The following is a 25,396-nucleotide window of genomic DNA, read 5'->3' as shown; positions in this document are numbered from 1 at the left end:
AGATTGACTTAAAAATTGTTAAACGAGCGTTAAAGCCTATTTGAAGAAAAAATGAAAGTTTATAATTTTACGATACAATAATTTAAATGTTAATGACTATGAAACGATTATCAAGTTTATTTTTGGTTTCTTTATTAAGCGGTGCCACTACACTTGGAGCTTACAAATTATTTTTTGAAGGAAGCAACAATCGCGATTCGATTGTAACTATGGCTTCCAATACCAACAACAGAACCGTTGGTTTATCAGGCGAAGCAATTGATTTTACTGAAGCTGCAGAAAATGCAGTTCACTCGGTTGTTCACGTAAAAAATGTCTCCGTTAGAACAGTATCTAATCCGATAATGGAATATTTTTATGGGCAACGTGGCGGCCAACAACAAGAGCAAATTGGCACTGGTTCGGGTGTAATTATTTCTGAAGACGGTTATATCGTGACCAACAATCACGTAATTAAAGACGCGACCGAATTGGAAGTGACTCTAAACAACAACAAATCCTACAAAGCCAAACTCATTGGAACCGATTCAAAAATGGATATTGCTTTGTTAAAAATCAGTACCGATGAAAAACTGCCTTATTCGACTTTCGCAGATTCTGACCAAGTTAAAGTAGGCGAATGGGTTTTGGCGGTAGGAAATCCTTATAACTTAAATTCCACTGTAACTGCCGGAATTGTTTCGGCTAAAGCCAGAAATTTAGACAATCGAAATGGCATTCAATCTTTTATCCAAACCGATGCCGCGGTAAATCCCGGAAATAGCGGTGGTGCATTAGTAAATACCCGCGGAGAATTAATTGGAATCAATACTATGATTTCTTCGCCTACAGGAAGTTATGCCGGCTATTCTTTTGCAGTTCCTTCTAACATTACCCGTAAAATCATTGAAGACATTATGGAATTTGGCGGTGTTCAGCGCGGAATTTTAGGTGTTGAAGGAGCAGAATTGAACAGTAGAGCATCAAAAGAATTCGGCATCAACGATACTGAAGGTTTCTACATTAACAAAATAACCAAAAATTCAGGCGCCGAAAAAGCAGGTTTGAAAAGTGGGGATGTGATTAAAAAATTAGACAACCAAAAAATCAGTTCTTTCGCTGAATTGACCGGTTACATCAACACTAAAAGACCAAATGACAAAGTGCAAGTGACTTATGTCAGAGACGGTGAAACCAAAACTGCTCTAGTAACTTTAATTAAAAACGACATTTTCACCACTGAATTCAAAGGACTGGAGTTGGAGAATATAGATGCGGCCGACAAAAAGAAATACCGAATAGATTATGGCGTTCGTATTAAAGAAATCAACAACGAGAATTTGAAACCTTATTATGAGCAACTAAAAGGCAATATCATACTTTCGGTAGACAATGTAAAAGCTACTGATGTAGAATCTATATCGAAATTTTTGAACAAAAAAGACGAAAATCAAAGTGTCAACATTCAAATGATTAACCGAATGGGACAAGTGATTCAAGTCATCATACAATAATCATCTTACTTACTATTGTAAAAAGCCAGTCCGTTAAAGGATTGGCTTTTTTTTATTGTTAAATAATTACGAAATCGTTTTCGTAAAACGCTTCTATTTTATACTTTTGCGCAAAATTTAAATTTTCAACACAAACTAAACTCTTTTCTTTTTTATGAACAGCAACACTTTATACGAGAAGGAATTATCATTTCAGGCCGACAGGCGAAAGGCAGGCGTAGAATTTATCAAAATTATAAGCGATTTATGGTATGACAAATCCATTGAATTGGTTCTTTTTAGAAACCAATTAATCGATAGAAATGTCAGTGACATTATCAATTTACATGAATATGCAGGTGAATTTGTTCAAAAGCCAATCAATGTTTTTGATTCAGTAGAAATTGCTCGCGCGATTCTTAATTTAGATTTACCGCCTTCGCGAATTGACATTGGCAAACTAACTTATGAATACCATTTAGAAGACAACAAATACCACGACGCCAGAGCATTTGTAATTGACAAATTAAGAAATGCCAAAGATTCGCAAAACATCAAACCAAAAGATGTGGTTTTGTATGGCTTTGGTCGAATTGGTCGTTTGCTAGCGCGTGAAATGATGAGCAAAATTGGGAAAGGGCAACAATTGCGTCTACGTGCGATTGTAACTCGTGACCGAAATGATGCCACTTCGTTAGAAAAAAGAGCTTCTTTATTGCGCTATGATTCGGTTCACGGTGATTTTGAAGGTTCGGTTCAGGCAGATGTTGAAAACAACGCTCTGATTATCAACGGAACTACAGTTCATATCATCACAGCAAATGCTCCTGAAGAGATTGATTATACACAATATGGTATCGAAGAGGCTTTACTAATAGACAATACAGGAGCTTTCACTACAGAAGAAGCGCTAAAACGTCATTTGGTTTCTAAAGGTGTCAGCAAAGTATTATTGACTGCACCGGGGAAAGGGGTTCCTAATATTGTATATGGTGTAAACCATAATGATCACAATCCGGATACCGTTGATATTTTCTCTGCAGCTTCTTGTACCACAAACGCTATAACTCCTATTTTAGCAGCTGTTGAAGAAACTTTAGGCGTGGTAAAAGGGCATTTGGAAACGATTCATGCTTATACTAATGACCAAAACTTGGTAGATAACATGCACAAAAAATACCGTCGTGGTCGTGCTGCTGCTTTAAATATGGTAATTACAGAAACCGGAGCCGGAAGTGCTGTGGCAAAAGCTTTACCAAGTTTGGCCGGAAAATTAACTTCGAATGCGATTCGTGTTCCTGTTCCGAATGGTTCATTGGTTGTTTTAAATTTGGAAGTAGGCAAAGAAACTTCCATTGATGAAGTAAATGCCATCATGAGAAAATATGCTTTGGAAGGCGAATTGGTGGAGCAAATCAAGTATTCTTTGAATAACGAGTTGGTTTCTTCCGATATTGTTGGCACTTCTGCCCCATCCATTTTTGACAGCAATGCAACCATTGTTTCCAATGACGGAAAAAATATAGTTTTATATGTTTGGTATGACAACGAATACGGTTATAGCCATCAAGTAATTCGTTTGGCCAAGTATATTGCCAAAGTAAGACGCTATACTTACTATTAGTAGTTATTAATTCCAGAAATCTCGTTGATCCGGTAGGGTAAAACGAGATTTTTTTGTTTTATAACATATTAACTGTTGGATGTATTGAAATAATCGCTATTTTTCGCCCTTCAAAACATGCCCCTACAATCAAACATTTATGAAAAAAATAGTTTTTAGTCTATTAGTGATGACTTGTTTTGCCTTTTCAGATAATGAAGAGCCAAAAGTAACTACCTACAGTTATGGTCATAACGGCATGGAATATGTAGCCAGAAACAAAAACGGAACCGTAATTATTAGTACGTTCAATTCGAAAATTACAATCCGACAAGAAATTGCTACTAAAATTTATGAGATGTATTTAGATAAAAAACTGGAAACAGAAAAAAAAATCACAGTATACGGAGACGAGGCTGATGTTACCGGGAAGTGCATCATAAGAAAGAAAGACAACTTAACCACTGTAGATTTTTATTATGAAAGCGTACAATGGTGTTCCGGACACAAAGAAATATTTCAAAAGAATATAAAATAAAAAAAAAAAAGCTCAACTTAAGTTGAGCTTTTTTATACAATATTGTTTCAATTCATTATGCTTTCCCGGCAGCGATCAAGTTCAATGCTGAACCTGCCACGAACCAACCGATTTGGCTATCGTTGTATGTATGATTGGCTAAGATAATATCTTTAGAACCATCAGCATGAACAAACTCTAGTGTTAATGGTTTACCCGGAGCAAACTCGGTTAAATCTAAGAAATTGATAGTATCATTTTCTTGGATTTTGTCGTAATCCGCTTCATTCGCAAAAGTCAAAGCCAACATTCCTTGTTTTTTCAAATTCGTTTCGTGAATACGGGCAAATGATTTTACCAATACCGCTTTAACGCCTAAGAAACGTGGTTCCATAGCCGCATGTTCACGAGAAGAACCTTCTCCATAATTATGGTCACCCACAACTATTGATGGAACTCCGGCTGCTTTGTAAGCTCTTTGCACTGCAGGAACAGCATCATAGTCACCGGTTAATTGGTTTTTCACTTTATTCGCTTCTTGATTGAAAGCGTTAACTGCTCCAATCAACATATTATTTGAAATATTATCTAAATGTCCGCGGAAGCGCAACCATGGTCCGGCCATAGAAATATGGTCAGTCGTACATTTTCCGAAGGCTTTGATTAATAATTTTGCACCTGAAATATTTTTACCATCCCAAGCATCAAATGGTGCTAAAAGTTGTAACCTGTCCGATGTTGGAGAAACCGCCACTTGCACTGATGAACCATCAGCTGCCGGCGCTTGGAAACCTGCATCCTCTACGTCGAAACCTCTTTTTGGTAACTCGTCACCTGTTGGTGGATTCAATCTTACTTCCTCGCCTTTATCATTTAACAAAGTATCGGTAAGCGGATTGAAAGTCAAATCTCCTGATATGGCTAATGCTGCTACCATTTCCGGTGACGTTACAAAAGCGTGCGTATTTGGATTTCCATCTGCACGTTTTGAGAAGTTTCTGTTGAACGAGTGAACGATAGTATTTTTTTCGCCTTTATCAGCGCCTGTTCTGTCCCATTGTCCGATACATGGTCCGCAAGCATTGGTGAATACTTTAGTTCCCATTTTTTCAAAAGTCGCGATGATTCCATCTCTTTCAATCGTATAACGGATTTGTTCTGAACCCGGATTGATTCCGAATTCTGCTTTTGGCGTGATTCCGTGAGCTACTGCTTGTTCTACGATAGAAGCCGCACGCGCCATATCTTCATAAGACGAGTTGGTACAAGAACCGATTAATCCCCATTCAACTTTTAACGGCCATCCGTTGGCGATTGCTTCCTCTTTCATTTTAGAAACTGGTGTTCCTCTATCCGGAGTGAATGGTCCGTTGATGTGTGGTTCTAATTCTGAAAGGTTGATTTCGATTATTTGGTCGAAATAAGCAGCAGGATTGGCGTATACTTCGTCGTCACCTGTTAAGTAAGACGCCACTTTATCGGCAGCATCAACAATATCTTGACGATCTGTAGCGGCTAAATATCTTCTCATCGAATCATCGTAACCAAAAGTAGAAGTCGTTGCTCCGATTTCGGCACCCATATTACAAATCGTTCCTTTTCCGGTACAAGACATATTAGTAGCACCTTCCCCGAAATATTCTACGATAGCACCTGTTCCGCCTTTTACGGTAAGGATATCAGCTACTTTTAAGATTACGTCTTTTGGAGAAGTCCAACCGTTTAATTTTCCGGTCAACTTTACGCCGATTAGTTTTGGAAATTTCAATTCCCATGACATGCCCGACATTACGTCTACGGCATCAGCGCCACCAACTCCGATAGCTAACATTCCCAATCCTCCGGCATTTACCGTGTGTGAATCGGTACCAATCATCATTCCGCCTGGGAATGCATAGTTTTCTAAAACGATTTGGTGAATAATTCCAGAACCCGGTTTCCAGAACCCGATTCCGTATTTATTAGACACTGAAGAAAGGAAATCGAATACTTCTTTTGATTGTGAATTGGCTACTGCTAAATCAGTTGTAGCACCAACTTTGGCTTGGATTAAGTGGTCACAGTGTACTGTAGTAGGTACTGCAACGGTCTTTTTTCCGGCGTGCATAAATTGTAATAAAGCCATTTGTGCCGTTGCATCTTGGCAAGCCACTCTATCGGGTGCAAAATCAACATAATCTTTCCCACGAGTGAAGGATTGAGAAGGCATTCCTTCCCATAAATGTGAATATAAAATCTTTTCAGACAAAGTAAGTGGTCGACCAACTAACTCACGTGCTTTATCAACACGAGCAGCCATAGTAGCATACACTTTTTCAATCATTTCAATATCAAAAGCCATAATAAAATTGGGTTAATTTGTTTGCAATGCAAATTTACGAAAACGTTATACTTCTGAAAAGTTTTTAATAAAATATGTTGATCTAACAGAATGTTTTAGTAAATACCGATTTTTGTTGTCTCTTTTTTATCAATTACGTATTATATGGGTCAAAAATTGATTATTCTTAATTTTTATCCCTTAAATTCATCATCGGTATTTCATAAAAACGGTATAAAAAATAGCTTAATACGATGGTAATTAAGATATAGCAACTTAAAAAAGTGACCAATTGAATATCATTATTCTGATCAATAATTAAGTATTGTTTCATCAAAAGTAAAATCACACTATAATGGAGTAAATAAATCGAATAGGAAATTAAACTAATGAACGTAATAGGTTTTCGGATTTGTGATTGTTCCTCTTTCCATTCTGATAAAAAAGGCAGAAAACAAGCAACTGCTACTGACAATAAAGGGAGATAAAAAACATTCCAAAACAAAGAAGCAACTTCAATTTGCCAAACCAAATAACCTATTCCAACAAACAGAAAAAAGAATAAAACCATTCCTATAACCAGAAAAATCGATTTACTTTTTTGCCATAGCGAAATATAATTCAAATAAATCCAACTTCCCAAAACACCTATAAAAATGCTGTCTAATCGATAAACCACTACCGCTTTTAACGAAAGATTCCATTGGGACAAAGTTGTATTTAAGGTTGTAGCTTGGTAATACATTTTGGCACAAAAGAAAATCCCTATCAATATTATTATTGACCCTAAAAAAAAGCCTTTTTTGTTTTTGGGCTTGGTTATAATTCCGAGGATTAAAAGAAAAAAAGGCAATAGTACGTATGCAAACTCTTCGACAGATAAACTCCAAGATTCAGGAAAGAAAGGCAACATTGTGGTGTTTAAATTTTGGAGGAAAAGAAAGTATTTCCACCAAGACGAAGCTGTGTAACCAACAATACTTGCTATGGCTAAATTGACTAATAAGATTAAAAAGTAGTTGGGTAAAGTTCGGTACCATCTTCGCTTGAGAAAGAAGAAAACAGTTTTTATTGAGAAATCTTCCTTAAGATACAATTGGTATAAAATTTTACCAATCAGAAAACCACTCAAAACAAAGAAAATTTCGACCCCTAAAAAACCTGACAGCAGCAACAATTTATAAAAAAAATGCTCGCTCTCTGGAATAACCCAAGCAGTATGGCCCACAACCACCATTGTTATGGCTATTGCTCGCATCAAGTCGAGGCCAAAAATTCTGTTATTTAGTGGTGCCCTTTTCGCTATTTTATCCATCTTCTAAATGTAATAAAATATTGAAATCAATTTACAGCAACTTGTCGATAATCATTTCTTCTGTAATTCCTTCAGCGTCGGCTTTGTAGTTTTTGATAATTCTGTGGCGTAAAATTCCGGTCGCTACTGCTTTTACATCTTCAATATCCGGAGAGAATTTTCCATTGAAAGCGGCATTAGCTTTGGCAGCTAGAATCAAGTTCTGAGAAGCTCTCGGTCCGGCGCCCCAATCCAAATAGTTGTTTACATATTCAGAAGCTAAATTGCCTTTCGGTCGCGTTTTCCCAACCAAAGTCACAGCATATTCAATTACGTTGTCTGCAACCGGAACGCGTCGAATTAAGTGTTGGAAATCGATGATTTCTTGTGCAGAAAATAAGGGATTGATGACTGGTTTTTCATCCGATGTCGTGCTTTTTACCACTTGCACTTCTTCTTGGTAAGAAGGATAATCTAATTTTATGGCAAACATAAAACGGTCTAATTGCGCTTCAGGCAAAGGATAAGTTCCTTCTTGCTCAATTGGATTTTGCGTTGCTAAAACAAAATAAGGTAAGGCTAATTTATAGTTTTGACCGGCAATCGTCACCGAGCGTTCTTGCATTGCTTCTAGTAAAGCAGCCTGAGTTTTTGGGGGTGTTCTATTGATTTCGTCGGCCAAAATGATATTGGCAAAAATTGGTCCTTTAATGAACTTGAACTGTCTGTTTTCATCCAAAATTTCACTTCCCAAAATATCAGAAGGCATTAAATCCGGGGTGAACTGTATGCGCTTAAAATCCAAACCTAAAGCTTGCGAAATAGTATTAACCATTAACGTCTTGGCCAATCCGGGAACGCCTACTAACAAGGCATGTCCGCCGGAAAATATACTTAGTAAGATTTGGTCAACCACCTCGTCTTGACCTACGATAATCTTAGCAATTTCTTTTTTAAGTTCTAACCGCTTTTGAACTAAATTTTGAATGGCAGCAACATCAGACATTTGATATAAGATTTTTGATATTAGACATTAGATTTAAGAAGTACAATATACATTTTAAATACTATTTTTTTTGCCAATTATTAATAAACAAACAGTCTTCGTATTCTCCATTAATTTTAACGTAGGTTTCTTTGATTTTCTCTTCAGACCATTTTCCAATAGCTTTGATTTGTTTTTCTTTCAAGGCCAGATCTTTAATTTTGATATAGTCTTTTGCGTAATCAGCTGTATGCTCGTTAATTCTATTGGTTACGGTGATTATTTTGTATTTTTTACCGGTTCTTGGATCATCGTCTAAAATTGGAGGAGTTATAGCATTGTCTTTTAAATTCGATACCTCGCTGTACAAACTCGGATCCATTTTAGTCAACTCGAAATGGGTATCTTGTGTTTTCGGATTGATTAATGTTCCGCCATTGGCTCTGGTTTCTTTTTCATCAGACATGGTTTTGGCGGCTTCCGCAAAAGTAATTTCACCGCTTTCAATTTTATTTTTTATCGAGATGATTTTCTCTTTGGCTTCTTTCAAAGCTTGATCAGACACTTTGGGCATCATTAAAATATGTCTTAACTCTACTTCTTGTCCTTTTATTTTTTCAACCATAATAATATGATAACCGTATTCTGTTTCGAAAGGTTCCGAAATTTCGCCTTCTCCTAAACTAAATGCCACATCTTTAAACTCTTTTACGAATTGTGTCTTTCGGTTTATTTTGTAAAAACCACCATTGGATGCCGAACCTCTGTCGTCTGAATAAATAACCGCTCTGGTTTTAAAACTAGAACCGGCTAATACTTCGGCCTTAATTTCTTTGAGGCGATTGATAACCCTTTGTTTTTCATCTTGAGAGATTTTAGGGGTAATTACAATTTGTGCTACTTCCATTTCGGCACCAAATAACGGCAACTCATCTTGCGGAATTGACTTGAAAAAATTACGGGTTTCTTCGGGTGTAATTTCTACGGCATCGATGATTTTCTTTCTCATTTCCGAAGTCAATTTGTTGGTTTTGATGATGTCAAACAACTCACTTCTGAAATCTTCTTCGGTGTCTTTTTTGAAATACTCAATTACCTTTTCCATCGAACCTAATTGCTCAACCATGTAGCCTATTTGCTCCGACATTTTTTCTTTAACTTCTTCATCTTTGATAACAATACTGTCCTGAATGGCTTGGTGGGCGTATAATTTTTCCTCTAACAGTTTGCCTAACATTTGACAACGGGTAATATCTTTTATAGATTGACCTTGACTGGATAATTCTAAAAATGATTTGTCAATATCTGAATCTAAAACAATATAATCACCAACAGTAGCTATGATTCCGTCGACTTTAACCTTTTTTGAGGATTTGGTTGGTTTAACGGTTTTTACCGAATCCTTAATTATTTCTTGAGCATTGGCAGAACCCACTGTAAAAATTGCAGCAATAACTGCTACTATCAGTTGGCTATTTATAAATTTCATAATCCTTGTTTTTAATGGCATCATCGGTAATCTCTTTTTCAAATTTCTTTATTAATTCTAGTTTTCTTTTGTTTAATATAACTTCTTTCAAAGTGGGTTTGATGTATTCAAATGGTGAAATTTGATTTTTATCAATCACATTGGTGATTTTAATTAAATAGACATCGTCGTTTGACCGAATTTCGGCTTTTCTCCCGGGTTGAATATAGTCATCTCTGTTTTCCGGATTGATTACCGGCAACTTGACATAAACTTGGCTCATGTCAACCCATATGGTGTCATTCAAAGCAAAGCTTTTAAATTGTAAAGCATAGGTATCCCAAAACTTTTTGTCTTTCTTATTATAATCAAAGAACTTACTTCTAATGGTGGCAAAACGAGGATTATCTTTGGCCAAATTAATGAACCGAAGTCGAACTAAAGTTCCGTTGGTTTTGAAATTCTCCTTATTTTCGTCGTAGTATTTTTTTAACTCTTGCTGGGTTACTAAAGTATCTACGTTGTTTTTAACCACTTCTTCTATATACGCTTTGGTATATAAATCTATTTTATATTGTTTAATTAAAGCATTGTATTCCGTCTTTTTCTTATCACTTAAGTTTCTTTCGGCGGCTTCGATTAGCAGCTTTTGACTTGCCCAGCGATTGATAAAATCCCTAACGATTAAAACACTGTCTTCTTTTGAAGTCCCGGTCGGAACTAAAGTAGTGATATCGCTTTTATACAAATAACTTTTTCCTACTCTGGCAATCGATTCTAGTTTCTGTTCCGGCTGAAAATAATTACAAGAACAAAATAAAGTCAGTACCAAGAAAAAGCTATTTCTAATCATTTTATGGATTCAACTGTTTTTTTACTTTTTCAAACGCGTCCTTGTTAATTTTTACAGTGAACTCTTGTTTTAAATCGTCAACCCATCTTTGCTCCAAATACTGTTGATAATCGTTCACTATTTTTCCTTTGCATTCGTCTAAAGTTTTTATTCCTTTGGGCATTACTTTATCTACTTTGGTGACAAAATAGTATTCGCCTTCTTTTTGAATTTCTGAAATACCTACTTCAAACTTAGTGCTTTTTGGCAAAGCGTCATTTCCTTCTTCAAACACACCGCTGTTACTCATTACATTAACAACATCTCCAACGTTTAATTTTTCTTTTATCGCTTGTACTTCTGTCCCTTTCTTTAATAAAGCCAAAGCTTTTTTGATTTCCTCCATTTTAGTCGAAGAAAGTATGGTAGCTTCCACTCTATTTTTCCATTGGTGTTCTGTTTTGTGTTCTTCATAGAACTTTTGCAATCCAATAGTATCGGTTTTGGCTCTTTCCCAAATCTCTTTCTCCATTAAGTCAAAAAGTAACAAACCATCACGGTATTCTTCCATTACGTTAGCAAAATCAGAAAACTCAGCTTCCAAATTATCATCGTAATAAGTCGTCAACTGACTGTCTAAAAACTTCTCATACAAAACATCAACAAGTTTAGTAATTGGCTTAACCGCTGTACCTGATTTCTGTTGTTTTTCTACAAATTGCAAAAACTCTTTGCTTTCAATTTTTTTAGTATTGATGGTTAACAAAGTATTGGTATACTTATTACTATTCTCCGGTTGCTTCCACTTTGCCTCATAAAAGTCATCGGTAACCAGTTTTGAAATAATCGCATATTGCTTGTTGTCTCTTTTGAAAGTATATTTCTTTCTTAATTTTTCGTTTAAAGAAGCCGTAATTTTCTTCGAACGGTCATCTTTCCCGATTTTACCTTCAAGTTCAATTTTCATTTCGTCTAAAGTACGAACCGGATGTTTCTGAATCAACTTTACCACGTGCCATCCAAATTGAGATTGGAATGGCTTTGAAATTTCATTTGGTGTTGATAAAGAGAACGCAACGCTTTCAAATTCTTCCGAACTCAATTGACCTGAACTAAATTTGTTTAAAACACCGCCTTTAGAAGAAGATGATTTATCTTCAGAAAATTGTTTGGCTAAATCCTCAAACTTCTCTCCTTGTTGGATTTTTTTATAAATATCGTTGATGGTATTTTTAGCTTTATCTTGATCTGTATCTTCCGGTTTTGGATTTAAAATCATGATGTGAGCCACCGTTACCTCACCACGGTTATTTCTAACATCTTCCACTTTTAGAATATGAAAACCGAAACGTGTTCTGATAATTTTTGAAATTTTTCCTTTTGGTGTATTGTAAGCAGCACTTTCAAATGCATAAACCATTCTAAAAGCAGAGAAATAACCTAAGTCACCTTTGTTTTCTTTGGCGGATGGGTCTTCGGAATATTGAACCGCTAAAGCTCCGAAATCTTCTCCTGCTAATGCTTTTTTACTAATGTCTTCTATTTTCTTGTAAGCTTTTAAAGTATCTTCTGGAGAAGCATTTTCATCGACTAAAATCAAGATATGAGAAGCTTTAACTTCTTTTTGAAGCCTATTGTATCCTTCCTCCACCAAGGCTTGGGTGATTTTGGTATCGTTGAAATAGTTTTTGGCCAATTGTGTTCGGTAAGATTTTAATTCATTTTGGTATTTTGAATTGTCTTGTAACCCTAATTTGTAGGCCTTGTTGACTTTTAATTTGTAACCCACGAAAAGTTCTAGATACTGGTTTAAATCTTTTTGAGATTCGTCTTTTACTAAATCAAGGTTCTTTTTGTAAACCCTTGCAAATTCATCTGTATAATAAGGCTTATCATTAACGGTAAACAAAACTTCTTTTGCATTATTTTGCCCCATGGTGGCAAGAGACATTGAAAAGAACAATCCTAAAAAAAACTGTTTTAAACTCATGCTTTTATAATTTCTATTAAAAATTTACAATTAAATATTCGTTTTCATGAACGGCCAAAATTGCTTTGGTTTATCAAGGTATCAATCAACAAAAGTAACAATTCAAACACATTATACAAGTATCGAGCCTACTATTAACAAAAATTTATTAACAGAACTTTTACCTTATTTTTTATTCTAAAAAACTGAGCCAAAATACATGCCTAAATAATGAGTAAATAATAGTATTTTTGCAGACAATTTATCGAAAATCATGAGTTTTTTAAAAGAAATACAACGCCGCAGAACTTTTGGAATTATTTCGCATCCCGATGCCGGAAAGACTACATTAACTGAAAAGCTATTGCTTTTTGGTGGTGCAATTCAAGAAGCCGGAGCGGTTAAGAACAATAAGATTAAAAAAGGGGCCACTTCCGATTTTATGGAAATTGAGCGTCAGAGAGGAATTTCAGTAGCGACTTCCGTTTTGGCTTTTAATTATAAAGACAAAAAGATTAACATTCTCGACACACCTGGTCACAAGGATTTTGCTGAAGATACATTCAGAACTTTGACAGCGGTTGATAGCGTAATTGTTGTAATAGACGTCGCTAAAGGCGTTGAAGAACAAACCGAAAAATTGGTAGAAGTTTGCAGAATGCGTAAGATTCCCATCATCGTATTCATCAATAAATTAGACCGAGAAGGAAAAGATGCTTTTGATTTGATGGATGAAGTGGAGCAAAAATTAGGCTTAACGGTTACGCCTTTGAGTTTTCCTATTGGTATGGGGTATGATTTTCAAGGAATTTATAATATTTGGGAACAAAACATCAATCTTTTTAGTGGCGATAGCCGAAAAAACATTGAAGACACTATTGCTTTTTCAGATATTGAAAGTCCGGAATTAGAAAAAATTATTGGCGAAAAACCAGCGATAAAACTAAGAGAAGAGCTCGAATTGATCTCGGAAGTTTATCCGGCATTTGACAGACAAAGTTATTTGGACGGCACATTACAACCGGTGTTTTTTGGCTCGGCCTTGAATAACTTTGGTGTTAGAGAATTATTAGATTGTTTTGTTGCAATTGCACCAACACCAAGACCCAAAGAATCTGAAACAAGATTGGTTAAACCCGAGGAAGAAAAAATGACGGGTTTCGTTTTCAAAATACACGCTAATATGGATCCAAAGCACAGAGATAGATTAGCTTTTGTCAAAATTGTATCGGGTACTTTTGAAAGAAATAAACCTTACACACACGTAAGACTTAATAAAAACCTTAAATTCTCAAGTCCGAATGCCTTTTTCGCGGAAAAGAAAGAGATTGTAGACATTTCGTATCCCGGCGATATTGTCGGTTTACACGATACCGGAAATTTCAAGATAGGTGATACTTTAACCGAAGGAGAAGTGATGAGTTTTAAAGGAATACCGAGTTTTTCTCCCGAACATTTCAGGTACATTAATAATGCTGATCCGTTAAAAGCTAAACAATTGGATAAAGGTGTTGACCAGTTAATGGATGAAGGTGTAGCGCAGTTATTTACTTTAGAAATGAACAACCGAAAAGTTATTGGAACCGTTGGAGCTTTACAATATGAAGTTATTCAATACCGTTTGGAACATGAATATGGTGCCAAATGTAGTTATGAAAATTTCCCGGTACATAAAGCTTGTTGGGTGAAACCCACAGACCCAAAAAGTGATGAGTTTAAAGAATTTAAAAGAATCAAGCAAAAATTTTTGGCACATGATAAATACGGTCAATTGGTTTTCTTAGCTGATTCAGAGTTTACGATTCAAATGACACAAAGCAAATTTCCGAATGTTAAATTATTCTTTACTTCTGAATTTGATTAATTTACGGTAAAAAAACATACTAAATTTTTTAAGTATAAAAATGATTACTATATTTACGGCTTGAAATAGTTTGTTATGAAAAACATATTTAAATTTTACATATTGTCAGTAATTTTATTATCTGATTTTACCATGTTTGCACAACCTGGAGACGATGATGGTGGAGGTGGTCTTGAGGGTGGTGATCCTGCTCCTGCTCCAATTAATAGTAAATTAATTTTGTTATTAATAGTAGGATTAAGTTTTGCCTTTTACAAATTGAAGCTAAATTCTAAAAAAGTATAATAAAAAACTCCTCAAGAAATTGAGGAGTTTTTTATTTAGTGCTAATTTGTACTTATCTAATCACTTTCTTAGTCACCACTTGACCTTCATTTGAAATAATTTGAACTAATAAAACTTCAGTTGACGACCCTACGTTGATTGCAGTTTGAGAGGCATTGATGTTTTTTGACTCAATTAATAATCTTCCCCTAATATCAAATACTTTTACCGATTCCATGATTACATTTCCTGAACTAATCACTATTTGATTTGCCTCATTTTTGTAAACAACAACTTGATCTGCAGTGAATGACGGATTTTCAACCCCTAATGGCAATTGATATAAAACTTCAAATCGTTCTGCAAATGTTCCGGCATCTGAATTGAAATTATAAGCTCCTGTAGTTAAATCATGAATTGTAGCCGTTAAGTTATCTCTAAGGTAAATGGCTTGATTTTCAGAAAACAAACCATCAACATGGTCTATCGCAATTGAATACGTTCCTGCAGTTGCTACTTTGTATTTCATTGCCACAACATCAGCAGTAGTAAACGGCACTGGTCGTCCTTGGATTACATAATCCTGATTGTCAATTACCGAAGTAAAAGCTATTGGACCATCATTAAAATATTTACTATCAAAATCATCTGCACCAAGGGTAGCATTGGTAAAATAACCTACAACCGTTTGTGAAAATCCTGAAGTTGCACCTGTCATGTTTAACCAAAATCTATTCGATTCAGTTACGTCTTGAGTGGTATTGGCATTTCTAAAAAATTGGTTGGCATTATTAGCAACTCTTTGTCCATTGTTGAATACTAAATTGGTGGCACCTGATTTTGCTTGCACTAAAAACCCTTGACCTGTTTGAATTACGCCTAAAGGACTTTCGGTAAAGGCTTCACCATTATCACTAAAAGTACTTGATGCTGTGTTCCAAGAACAATAAGATGGACTAAAAGAATTGTTGGTTTTTCTCCAAAAATAAATTGAGGTTTCTATATTGCTAGAATTATCAGTGGCAAATTGAGAAATACTAATTGGTGATGGATATGGATTTCCAACCGAATTAAACCTGTCGCCTGAATTAGAAATTGTTATATTTTGTGTTCCATTGTTGGCTGTACCTGTAAATTGACCATTCCAAACTGTAGCTGCTGTTGGATGATTGAATGGTAAGCGAATCAAATACCCTATCCCTATGTCAAAAGGTGTGGTAGATGGAGAAGCAACCGATTGATAAAAACCTGTTGTTGCCGGTGCATTTATCGTAGGATTATAAGTGTAAAATCTAATATTTGGACTAATAGAAGTTAAAGGCGAAAAGTTTAATAAATTTTGGTTCGCTACCGGTGATGACCACATAGTATAATCTAAACGAATTAACGGATTTGAATTTCTTTTTACTATGGTAGAACCCGAACCGGTATTGGCAACATTATTTACTTGCAATAAGTTTCCATTGTTTTCTAGAGTTAATGTTCCGTTGTTGGTGATGGAATTGGTTACTGTTAAATTACTGGCTGAATTTACTTTCAAGGTTGTTGTACTAGCCAAAGTCAAACTATTTATTGAAACATTAGTAGAAATTTCAGGATAATTACTTGCCGAACTAATAGTTACATCAGTAGCCGATGTAGGTACTGCTCCACAAGACCAATTTGATGCAGTTGTCCAATCTGTATTGATTGAACCTGTCCAAGTATTGGCAGTTGAAACCGTAACTGTCCAACTTCCGGAAGAAAGAGTAAAGTTATTGCACGTTCCATCTTTGGCAAATCGAGTATAAATTGTAGTGGTTGTTAATCCTGGTGGTGGATCAAAAGTTACAGTGTTTGAGCTAGGAATATCAACTCCATTGGCTTGCCATTTATAAGTAATCACATTATCTCCACCACTTGAAGCTGTTGCGTTTCCTATTACTATAGGATTACTTCCATAACATATTGCTTCTCCCGATGAAATAATACTACCCGAAGTAAAACTTGGCCTAACAGTAATGGACGCAATCGAACTATTAGCGGAACAAACTCCGTTAACTAAAACTGCTCTGTAATATCTTATTGATGTCAGATTTGTAGCGGTTAAAGAAGTTGTGGTATTTGCTATATCAACAACACCCGAAGAAAAATCATTGACTGTAGAATATTGCCATTTACTTATAGAACCTGTATGACCTGATAAAGTTAAAGTTGTACTATTGGTCCCAAAACAAACAGTTGAACTGCCCGAAATAGTTCCTCCTATAGCGGCTGCATTTATTGTAAATGCCGAAGATGCTCCTGCTCCGGCCGAAGCATTAAAAGTTGGCAAAGTTGAGCCAATTGAAATTCTATAACCAGTTCCTGTAGTTGCACTAAGTGGTATTGTTACAACGGTTGTAATTCCGGAAGTTACACCACCATTTATTGTAGAATAAGAAACACCTGTTGTGCTAAAAGTTGAACCAACTTGAGTATAACTTGCTCCAGAACTATTACTTAAATAAATCGTGTAAACAGATGAATTAGTAAATCTTCTTGGACTTCCATTTCCATTAGTGGTTGAAAATGTCACTGTTACATTATTTCCTGCACATACAGGAGTGACAGAAACATTAGTTACTGCTATAGTTTGAGCAGATAGTGTTGTAGTAAAAAACAAAAAAATAATTGCCGCTAATCTAAAAAGAGCTTTTATATTTTTAAAATTACTATTCCTATTTGTATTGATTAACATATTTGTCATAAAATTATATTTAAATACTTTAAAATTGAATATTAAAAATCCTATTAAAAAAAAACAGCACTAACTTTTTGATTGTTTACAAATGTCCTAAACAAATAATAGCCCTTTCAAAATTGAAAGGGCTATTTATAAACTATTTTGTTAACAGTATTATCTAATCACTTTCTTAGTCACCACTTGACCTTCATTTGAAGTAATTTGAACTAATAAAACTTCGGTTGACGACCCTACGTTGATTGTAGTTTGAGAGGCATTGATGTTTTTTGACTCAATTAATAATCTTCCTCTAATATCAAATACTTTTACCGATTCCATGATTACATTTCCTGAACTAATCACTATTTGATTTGCCTCATTTTTGTAAACAACAACTTGACCTGCAGTGAATGACGGATTTTCAACCCCTAATGGCAATTGATATAAAACTTCAAATCGTTCTGCAAATGTTCCGGCATCTGAATTGAAATTATAAGCTCCTGTAGTTAAATCATGAATTGTAGCCGTTAAGTTATCTCTAAGGTAAATGGCTTGATTTTCAGAAAACAAACCATCAACATGGTCTATCGCAATTGAATACGTTCCTGCAGTTGCTACTTTGTATTTCATTGCCACAACATCAGCAGTAGTAAACGGCACTGGTCGTCCTTGGATTACATAATCCTGATTGTCAATTACCGAAGTAAAAGCTATTGGACCATCATTAAAATATTTACTATCAAAATCATCTGCACCAAGGGTAGCATTGGTAAAATAACCTACAACCGTTTGTGAAAATCCTGAAGTTGCACCTGTCATGTTTAACCAAAATCTATTCGATTCAGTTACGTCTTGAGTGGTATTGGCATTTCTAAAAAATTGGTTGGCATTATTAGCAACTCTTTGTCCATTGTTGAATACTAAATTGGTGGCACCTGATTTTGCTTGCACTAAAAACCCTTGACCTGTTTGAATTACGCCTAAAGGACTTTCGGTAAAGGCTTCACCATTATCACTAAAAGTACTTGATGCTGTGTTCCAAGAACAATAAGATGGACTAAAAGAATTGTTGGTTTTTCTCCAAAAATAAATTGAGGTTTCTATATTGCTAGAATTATCAGTTGCAAATTGAGAAATACTAATTGGTGATGGATATGGATTTCCAACCGAATTAAACCTGTCGCCTGAATTAGAAATTGTTATATTTTGTGTTCCATTGTTGGCTGTACCTGTAAATTGACCATTCCAAACTGTAGCTGCTGTTGGATGATTGAATGGTAAGCGAATCAAATACCCTATCCCTATGTCAAAAGGTGTGGTAGATGGAGAAGCAACCGATTGATAAAAACCTGTTGTTGCCGGTGCATTTATCGTAGGATTATAAGTGTAAAATCTAATATTTGGACTAATAGAAGTTAAAGGCGAAAAGTTTAATAAATTTTGGTTCGCTACCGGTGATGACCACATAGTATAATCTAAACGAATTAACGGATTTGAATTTCTTTTTACTATGGTAGAACCCGAACCGGTATTGGCAACATTATTTACTTGCAATAAGTTTCCGTTGTTTTCTAGAGTTAATGTTCCGTTGTTGGTGATGGAATTTCTAACTGTTAAGTTTAATGATGAATTAACCAAAACCGACGAACCGCTTTCAATACTTAAATTTCCGGCCAAACCTCTTGCAGCAGTTGGAGTAAAACTAGTATTTCCTTGAATTGTTACATTATTTGGAATTCCTGAACCTGCAACTGGTGGAGCGCCTGTTCCAGTCCATTCAACTCCATGCCCAATGGCGGAACCACGATTATAGATTAATGTAGAAGCACTTCCATAAGTAGGCGTAGCTGAAACAAAACCACCTGAATTAAGTTGCAAACCTCCATTTACACTAGGGTTTGCATTAGTTAAAATAGCTGAAGTGGCTAAAATTGAACCACTATTTACAGTTAAACTTCCTGAGATAGTTTGATTATTATTGAAAGTTACTGATGGAGTTGGCGATGCCGTATTGGCAATTACCACAGCTTCATTAGCACCAAATGTTAAAGTTCCAGCGTTAGTTATAGTTTGTGGTATTGTCCCGCTAAAAGTTAAAACATTCGTTCCTATTGCAGGATTAAAACCTAAAGTTGCACCACTCGCTACAGAAATATTTCCTTTAATATTTACAGCATTTACTCCTGTTGTATTAAGATTTAAAGATCCAGCTGTCATTGTTAAGTTATCCATAGTAACACCTGAAGCACCCGTTACACTTTGGACAATCCCTGAACCGTTAACCTCAAAATTAGCATAAGTTCTATTGTTCAATGCAGGTGCAGCATTTTGCGTCAATCTAAACAAGCTGCCGGTTTGAAATTGTACCTTAGAATTTGGAGCAGTTAAACCAAAAGGGTTTGCTCCTGCAGCTGAAACATAAGTAGAGCCGTTTGCGAAAATAACAGTATTACTTGTACCGGTAGTCCCAAAAGCACTTCCTGAAAATCCAGTTCCAGCTGTAAAAACCGCAGGACTGTTAAAAGTTATACTACTTGCATTAGCAGCTAAAAGTTGATTTGCAGCCCCTGTAAAAGTCATATTTCCAGTAATATTACCTGTTGCACCAGCCAATAATGAGATTATTTCTGCTCTAGAACCACTTAAATTTAATTGACAGCCTGAATCAACCACTAAATCATCGCCAGAAGCATTACCTCCAATAGTTGTTGTATAAGTACCGTTAGGATTTGGCGACGAAAAAGTTACTTTTGTATTGTTAGTTACTAATAATCTACCTATAGTCTGAGTTGGAACATCAGTTACAGTAAAAGTTGCACCATTATTAAACTGTAATACATCTGTCGATGCAGGTGTTGTTCTTGTTGGTGTCCAGTTCGTTGAAGTGGTGTATGATGCTGTAACAGTTCTATTCCAAGTATATGTAGTTTGAGCAATAGCCTTATTGCTAAAGAAGAATAAAGTTAGAAATACAATTAAAATTGATTTTTGTAAAAATGTTTTCATATATCATAATTTTTTTTAGACCAGCATTATTTTTTGAGTTGCAAATTTACCATTTAATATTTCTTAATTGAAACTATTTTCTTAAAACCCATAAAAATATGGTTAAATAACCGTAATATTTTTTTATAAAAATAATTTTTTCGATGAAATACTTGTTTGAATAGTTAAAATAAAAAAAACTGCTACAAAAATACTATTCTTATATTTTAAAAAGAAAAATAGCATAAGAAGAAATCGTTTATAAATCATTACTATTCTTTATTTTACCAAAAAAACAAGCCCTTTCAACTTAATGAAAGGGCTTTTGAATTATGCTTGACCGGCCGGACCGAAATTCAAAGGAATTGGAGGTTGCTCTGTATCCTTGATTTCGCCGTTGGCTAGTTCAAATCGGTGAATGTTTTCGCCTAATGCTTTCAGAAATCTCTTAGCATGTTGCGGTGTTAACACAATTCTCGATTTTACTTTAGCCTTCGGTACGCCCGGCATGATGGTTACAAAGTCAACTACAAATTCTGAGGCCGAGTGGTTAATGATGGCCAAATTGGAATAAATTCCTTCGGCTGTCTTTTCGTCTAACTCAATATTGATTTGTCCTTGTTGCTGATTATTATCACTCATTTGATATTAGATTTTAAATATTAGATATTAAATTTATACTCTTACTATTAAAAAAGCCACTAATTTAAGTTTTAAAGTAGTGGCTTTTGTTTAATTTAACTATTAATAGTGTTATTAATAGATGTATTCTTCTTTGTTGGCCATGATTTCATTGTAATCTTCTTTCGAACCTACAATAGTATGATCATAATCTCTCATACCAGTTCCCGCAGGAATTCTGTGTCCAACGATAACATTTTCTTTCAATCCTTCTAACGTATCAACTTTGCCAGCTACTGCTGCTTCGTTTAATACTTTAGTAGTCTCTTGGAACGATGCTGCCGAGATGAATGATTTCGTTTGTAACGATGCTCTCGTGATACCTTGAAGTACCGGAGTTGCAGTAGCTGTAATTACATCACGAGCCACAACCTGGTTTTTATCATTACGTTTCAATAATGAATTTTCATCTCTTAACTCACGCGGAGAAACGATTTGACCCGGTTTTAACACCTCAGAGTCACCTGCATCTTCTACCACTTTCATTCCGTATAATTTATCGTTTTCTTCGATAAAGTCAGCCGTATGTATTAATTGCTCTTCTAGGAATAATGTATCTCCCGGATCTTCAACTCTAACTTTACGCATCATTTGACGAATCACCACTTCAAAGTGTTTGTCATTGATTTTTACCCCTTGCAAACGGTAAACCTCTTGAATTTCATTAACCAAATACTGTTGAACAGCTGATGGTCCTTGGATTCTTAAGATATCATCCGGAGTAATCGCTCCGTCAGATAAAGGCACACCCGCTTTTACGAAGTCATTCTCTTGAACCAAGATTTGACTTGATAATTTCACTAAGTATTTCTTGATTTCACCAAATTTAGATTCGATTACAATCTCACGGTTACCTCTTTTGATTTTACCAAAAGAAACTACACCATCGATTTCAGAAACTACTGCTGGGTTTGAAGGATTACGAGCTTCTAACAACTCGGTAATTCTTGGTAAACCTCCGGTGATATCGCCTGCTTTAGAAGAACGACGAGGAATTTTCACAAGGATTTTACCTGCTTTAATTTTCTCTCCGTCTTCTACCATAAGGTGAGCACCAACCGGTAAATTGTAAGAACGAATTAATTCTCCGTCTTTTCCGTAAACCAATAAGGTTGGGATTAATTTTTTATTTCTTCCTTCCGAAATTACTTTTTCTTGGAAACCGGTTTGCTCATCAATCTCTACTTGGAACGATTGTCCTTGTTCTAAATCTTCATAAGCAATTTTTCCGGTAAATTCAGAAACGATAACTCCGTTATATGGATCCCATTTACAGATAGCAGCGCCTTTTTCAACAACGTCGCCATCTTTTACATTGATAACAGAACCGTAAGGAATATTGTGTGTACTTAATAAAATTCCGGTTTTAACATCCACTAATTTCAATTCAGTTGAACGAGAAACCACGATATCTACTTTGTTACCATCAGCATCTTCACCAACAACCGTTTTCAAATCTTCGATTTCTAATCTTCCGCCAAATCTTGCAATAATGGCCGATTCTTCAGAAACACCACCGGCAACTCCACCAACGTGGAAAGTACGAAGGGTCAACTGTGTTCCAGGCTCTCCAATAGATTGGGCAGCGATAACTCCAACTGCTTCTCCTTTTTGAGTCATTTTTCCGGTAGCCAAGTTACGTCCGTAACATTTAGCACAAATCCCTTTTTTAGCTTCACAAGTCAAAGGCGAACGAACGTCTACTCTTTCAAGCGGAGATTCTTCAATTGCTTTAACAATCGCTTCTGTGATTTGTTCACCAGAATGCACTAAAATTTCATTATTTAATGGATTGATAACATCTTGTAATGCTACACGTCCTAAGATTCTTTCTCCTAAAGTTTCAACGATTTCTTCGTTTTTCTTTAAAGCTGAAACATCGATTCCTCTTAAAGTACCACAATCTACAGAGTTTACGATTACGTCTTGAGAAACGTCATGTAATCTACGAGTCAAGTAACCCGCATCTGCCGTTTTCAAAGCGGTATCCGCCAAACCTTTACGCGCACCGTGAGTAGAGATAAAGTATTCCAAAATCGAAAGACCTTCCTTAAAGTTAGAAAGAATTGGGTTTTCAATAATTTCACCACCACCAGCGGTTGATTTTTTTGGCTTAGCCATCAAACCACGCATACCGGTTAACTGACGAATTTGCTCTTTTGATCCACGCGCTCCGGAATCAAGCATCATATATACCGAGTTAAAACCTTGTTGGTCTTCACGGATATTTTTCATAGCTAATTCGGTCAATTGTGCATTCGCCGAAGTCCAGATATCAATAACTTGGTTGTAACGTTCGTTATTGGTAATAAGACCCATGTTATAGTTCATAGAAATTACATCTACTTGCTCTCTAGCGTCAGCAATCAATTTATTTTTTTGCTCCGGAATTCTAATATCACCTAATGAGAATGACAATCCACCTTTGAAAGCGAATTTGTATCCCATATCTTTCATGTTATCAAGGAACGCTGCCGTTGTAGGAACATCAGTTACTGCAAGGATTTTTCCAATAATATCACGTAAAGATTTTTTAGTCAATACTTCATTGATATATCCTGCTGCAGCCGGTACTACTTCATTAAATAATACTCTACCGGCAGTAGTTTGAATAATTTTGTATACTAATTCTCCGTTTTCATTGAAGTCTTTCGCTCTAATTTTAACACGAGCATTCAATTCAACTCTTCCTTCATTCAAAGCGATATTACACTCTTCGGCAGAATAGAAAGTTAAATCTTGACCTAAAATAGTCATTTCCGGAGTAGACAATCTTTCTTTGGTCATATAATAAAGACCCAAAACCATGTCTTGAGAAGGAACCGTAATTGGAGCACCATTCGCAGGATTCAAGATATTATGAGAAGCCAACATTAACAATTGTGCTTCCAAAATAGCCTCTGGTCCTAACGGCAAGTGAACCGCCATTTGGTCACCATCAAAATCCGCGTTGAACGCCGTACATACTAACGGGTGTAACTGGATTGCTTTTCCTTCAATTAATTTTGGTTGGAAAGCTTGGATACCTAATCTGTGTAACGTAGGAGCACGGTTTAGTAATACCGGATGACCTTTGATTACGTTTTCAAGGATATCCCAAACTACAGGCTCTTTTTTGTCGATGATTTTCTTAGCCGACTTTACTGTTTTAACGATTCCTCTTTCGATTAACTTACGAATAACGAATGGTTTGTATAGTTCGGCCGCCATGTCTTTTGGCAAACCACATTCGAACAATTTCATTTCCGGTCCAACCACAATTACCGAACGAGCAGAATAATCCACACGTTTTCCTAATAAGTTTTGACGGAAACGACCTTGTTTACCTTTTAACGAATCTGATAAAGATTTTAATGGTCTGTTTGATTCTGTTTTAACCGCAGAAGCTTTACGTGTGTTGTCAAATAAGGAATCTACTGATTCTTGCAACATACGTTTTTCGTTTCTTAAGATTACTTCCGGAGCTTTAATCTCCATCAATCTTTTCAAACGGTTGTTACGGATGATAACTCTTCGGTACAAATCGTTCAAATCGGAAGTAGCAAAACGACCTCCATCAAGCGGCACCAAAGGACGCAATTCTGGTGGAATAACCGGAATTACTTTCAAAATCATCCACTCAGGACGGTTTTCTCTGTTTAGGTTTGACTCACGGAAAGACTCAACTACTTGTAATCTTTTTAACGCTTCTGTTTTTCTTTGTTTAGACGTTTCGTTATTAGCCGCGTGACGTAAGCTGTAAGACAACTCATTTAAGTCGGTGCGTGCCAATAAATCCATGATACATTCAGCACCCATTTTGGCAATGAATTTATTTGGATCGTTGTCATCTAAATATTGGTTTTCCATCGGAAGAGTATCTAAAATGTTTAGATATTCTTCTTCCGTCAAAAAGTCCAACCTTTGTAATGACTCTCCGTCTGCATTTTGAGCAATACCGGCTTGGATTACTACGTATCTTTCGTAGTAAATAATCATGTCTAATTTCTTAGATGGTAATCCAAGGATGTAGCCAATTTTGTTTGGCAACGAACGGAAGTACCAGATGTGAGCAATTGGCACTACCAAATTGATGTGACCAACTCTGTCTCTACGTACTTTTTTCTCGGTTACTTCAACACCACAACGGTCACAAACGATTCCTTTATAACGGATTCTTTTGTATTTACCACAGGCACATTCAAAATCTTTTACCGGACCGAAAATTCGCTCACAGAAAAGACCATCACGTTCTGGTTTATGGGTTCTATAGTTGATAGTTTCCGGCTTCAAAACCTCTCCTCTTGACTCGGCCAAGATAGATTCCGGTGAAGCTAGTCCTATCGAAATTCTGTCAAATCTTTTGATAGTATTTTTAGTATCTTTATTTCTATTCATCATAGTCGTAACATTTAAAGTGTTCAGTATTCAGTGTTCAGTGTTCAGATAGTGTATCCGA

15 protein-coding genes are annotated in these 25,396 nt (G+C 35.7%); 5 read left to right on the top strand and 10 right to left on the bottom strand.

Translation table 11 applies throughout. The features are described from left to right. Positions 1–98 precede the first annotated feature (98 nt). From ICG50_RS05160 to ICG50_RS05150, 3 genes are all read left to right on the top strand, one after another. Positions 99–1,493, top strand: a complete 1,395-nt coding sequence (locus ICG50_RS05160; protein ID WP_187659846.1) for a S1C family serine protease — start codon at positions 99–101, stop codon at positions 1,491–1,493. A 154-nt stretch (positions 1,494–1,647) separates the two neighbouring features. Continuing rightward, entirely contained in the window at positions 1,648–3,096 is a 1,449-nt protein-coding gene (locus ICG50_RS05155) for a glyceraldehyde-3-phosphate dehydrogenase (RefSeq protein WP_187659845.1), read from the top strand. 139 nt (positions 3,097–3,235) lie between these two features. Continuing rightward, positions 3,236–3,613 carry a hypothetical protein gene (locus tag ICG50_RS05150; protein ID WP_187659844.1) on the top strand — a complete coding sequence of 126 codons (378 nt, stop codon included), beginning with the start codon at positions 3,236–3,238 and terminating at the stop codon, positions 3,611–3,613. Positions 3,614–3,668: 55 nt separating this feature from the next. Here the strand turns inward: ICG50_RS05150 and ICG50_RS05145 are convergent, their stop codons facing one another. The 6 genes from ICG50_RS05145 to ICG50_RS05120 all read right to left on the bottom strand — a co-directional run bounded on the left by ICG50_RS05145 (position 3,669) and on the right by ICG50_RS05120 (position 12,481). Further along, positions 3,669–5,933: an aconitate hydratase gene (locus ICG50_RS05145; protein ID WP_187659843.1), complete on the bottom strand. Its 2,265-nt coding sequence runs from the start codon at positions 5,931–5,933 to the stop codon at positions 3,669–3,671. Positions 5,934–6,099: 166 nt separating this feature from the next. Then, on the bottom strand, positions 6,100–7,227 hold the full coding sequence (locus tag ICG50_RS05140; RefSeq protein WP_187659842.1) for an acyltransferase family protein: 1,128 nt from the start codon (positions 7,225–7,227) through the stop codon (positions 6,100–6,102). A gap of 31 nt (positions 7,228–7,258) precedes the next feature. Next, entirely contained in the window at positions 7,259–8,212 is a 954-nt protein-coding gene (locus ICG50_RS05135; protein ID WP_187659841.1) for an AAA family ATPase, read from the bottom strand. A 61-nt stretch (positions 8,213–8,273) separates the two neighbouring features. Continuing rightward, positions 8,274–9,701: a peptidylprolyl isomerase gene (locus ICG50_RS05130; RefSeq protein ID WP_187659968.1), complete on the bottom strand. Its 1,428-nt coding sequence runs from the start codon at positions 9,699–9,701 to the stop codon at positions 8,274–8,276. Next, complete coding sequence (locus ICG50_RS05125; protein WP_187659840.1) at positions 9,664–10,512, bottom strand: hypothetical protein; 849 nt, start codon at positions 10,510–10,512, stop codon at positions 9,664–9,666. Before ICG50_RS05125 ends, ICG50_RS05130 begins: the two co-directional genes overlap by 38 nt. 1 nt (position 10,513) lies before the next feature. Continuing rightward, the gene (locus ICG50_RS05120; RefSeq protein ID WP_187659839.1) at positions 10,514–12,481 is read right to left on the bottom strand and encodes a peptidylprolyl isomerase; all 1,968 of its coding nucleotides are present in this window, start codon (positions 12,479–12,481) and stop codon (positions 10,514–10,516) included. Positions 12,482–12,734: 253 nt separating this feature from the next. On the opposite strand from ICG50_RS05120, the gene ICG50_RS05115 reads away from it, so the two are divergent. Beyond that, entirely contained in the window at positions 12,735–14,324 is a 1,590-nt protein-coding gene (locus ICG50_RS05115) for a peptide chain release factor 3 (protein ID WP_187659838.1), read from the top strand. A 75-nt stretch (positions 14,325–14,399) separates the two neighbouring features. Further along, the gene (locus tag ICG50_RS05110; RefSeq protein ID WP_187659837.1) at positions 14,400–14,609 is read left to right on the top strand and encodes a hypothetical protein; all 210 of its coding nucleotides are present in this window, start codon (positions 14,400–14,402) and stop codon (positions 14,607–14,609) included. A 52-nt stretch (positions 14,610–14,661) separates the two neighbouring features. Here the strand turns inward: ICG50_RS05110 and ICG50_RS05105 are convergent, their stop codons facing one another. The 4 genes from ICG50_RS05105 to rpoC form a co-directional block, all read right to left on the bottom strand. Continuing rightward, entirely contained in the window at positions 14,662–17,316 is a 2,655-nt protein-coding gene (locus ICG50_RS05105; RefSeq protein WP_187659836.1) for a T9SS sorting signal type C domain-containing protein, read from the bottom strand. A 150-nt stretch (positions 17,317–17,466) separates the two neighbouring features. Next, entirely contained in the window at positions 17,467–20,298 is a 2,832-nt protein-coding gene (locus tag ICG50_RS05100; RefSeq protein ID WP_187659835.1) for a beta strand repeat-containing protein, read from the bottom strand. Positions 20,299–20,607: 309 nt separating this feature from the next. Beyond that, a complete protein-coding gene (locus ICG50_RS05095) occupies positions 20,608–20,919 on the bottom strand; it encodes a DUF3467 domain-containing protein (RefSeq protein ID WP_121311667.1) in 312 nt (103 codons plus the stop codon). A gap of 114 nt (positions 20,920–21,033) precedes the next feature. Beyond that, positions 21,034–25,338 carry a DNA-directed RNA polymerase subunit beta' gene (rpoC, locus tag ICG50_RS05090; RefSeq protein WP_187659834.1) on the bottom strand — a complete coding sequence of 1,435 codons (4,305 nt, stop codon included), beginning with the start codon at positions 25,336–25,338 and terminating at the stop codon, positions 21,034–21,036. Positions 25,339–25,396: the final 58 nt, after the last annotated feature.

The organism is Flavobacterium buctense (assembly GCF_014486695.1).
In the GTDB taxonomy this organism is placed as follows: domain Bacteria; phylum Bacteroidota; class Bacteroidia; order Flavobacteriales; family Flavobacteriaceae; genus Flavobacterium; species Flavobacterium buctense.
The sequence above is the reverse complement of the archived record's forward strand: the minus strand, read 5'-3'. Positions and strand labels throughout refer to the sequence as shown.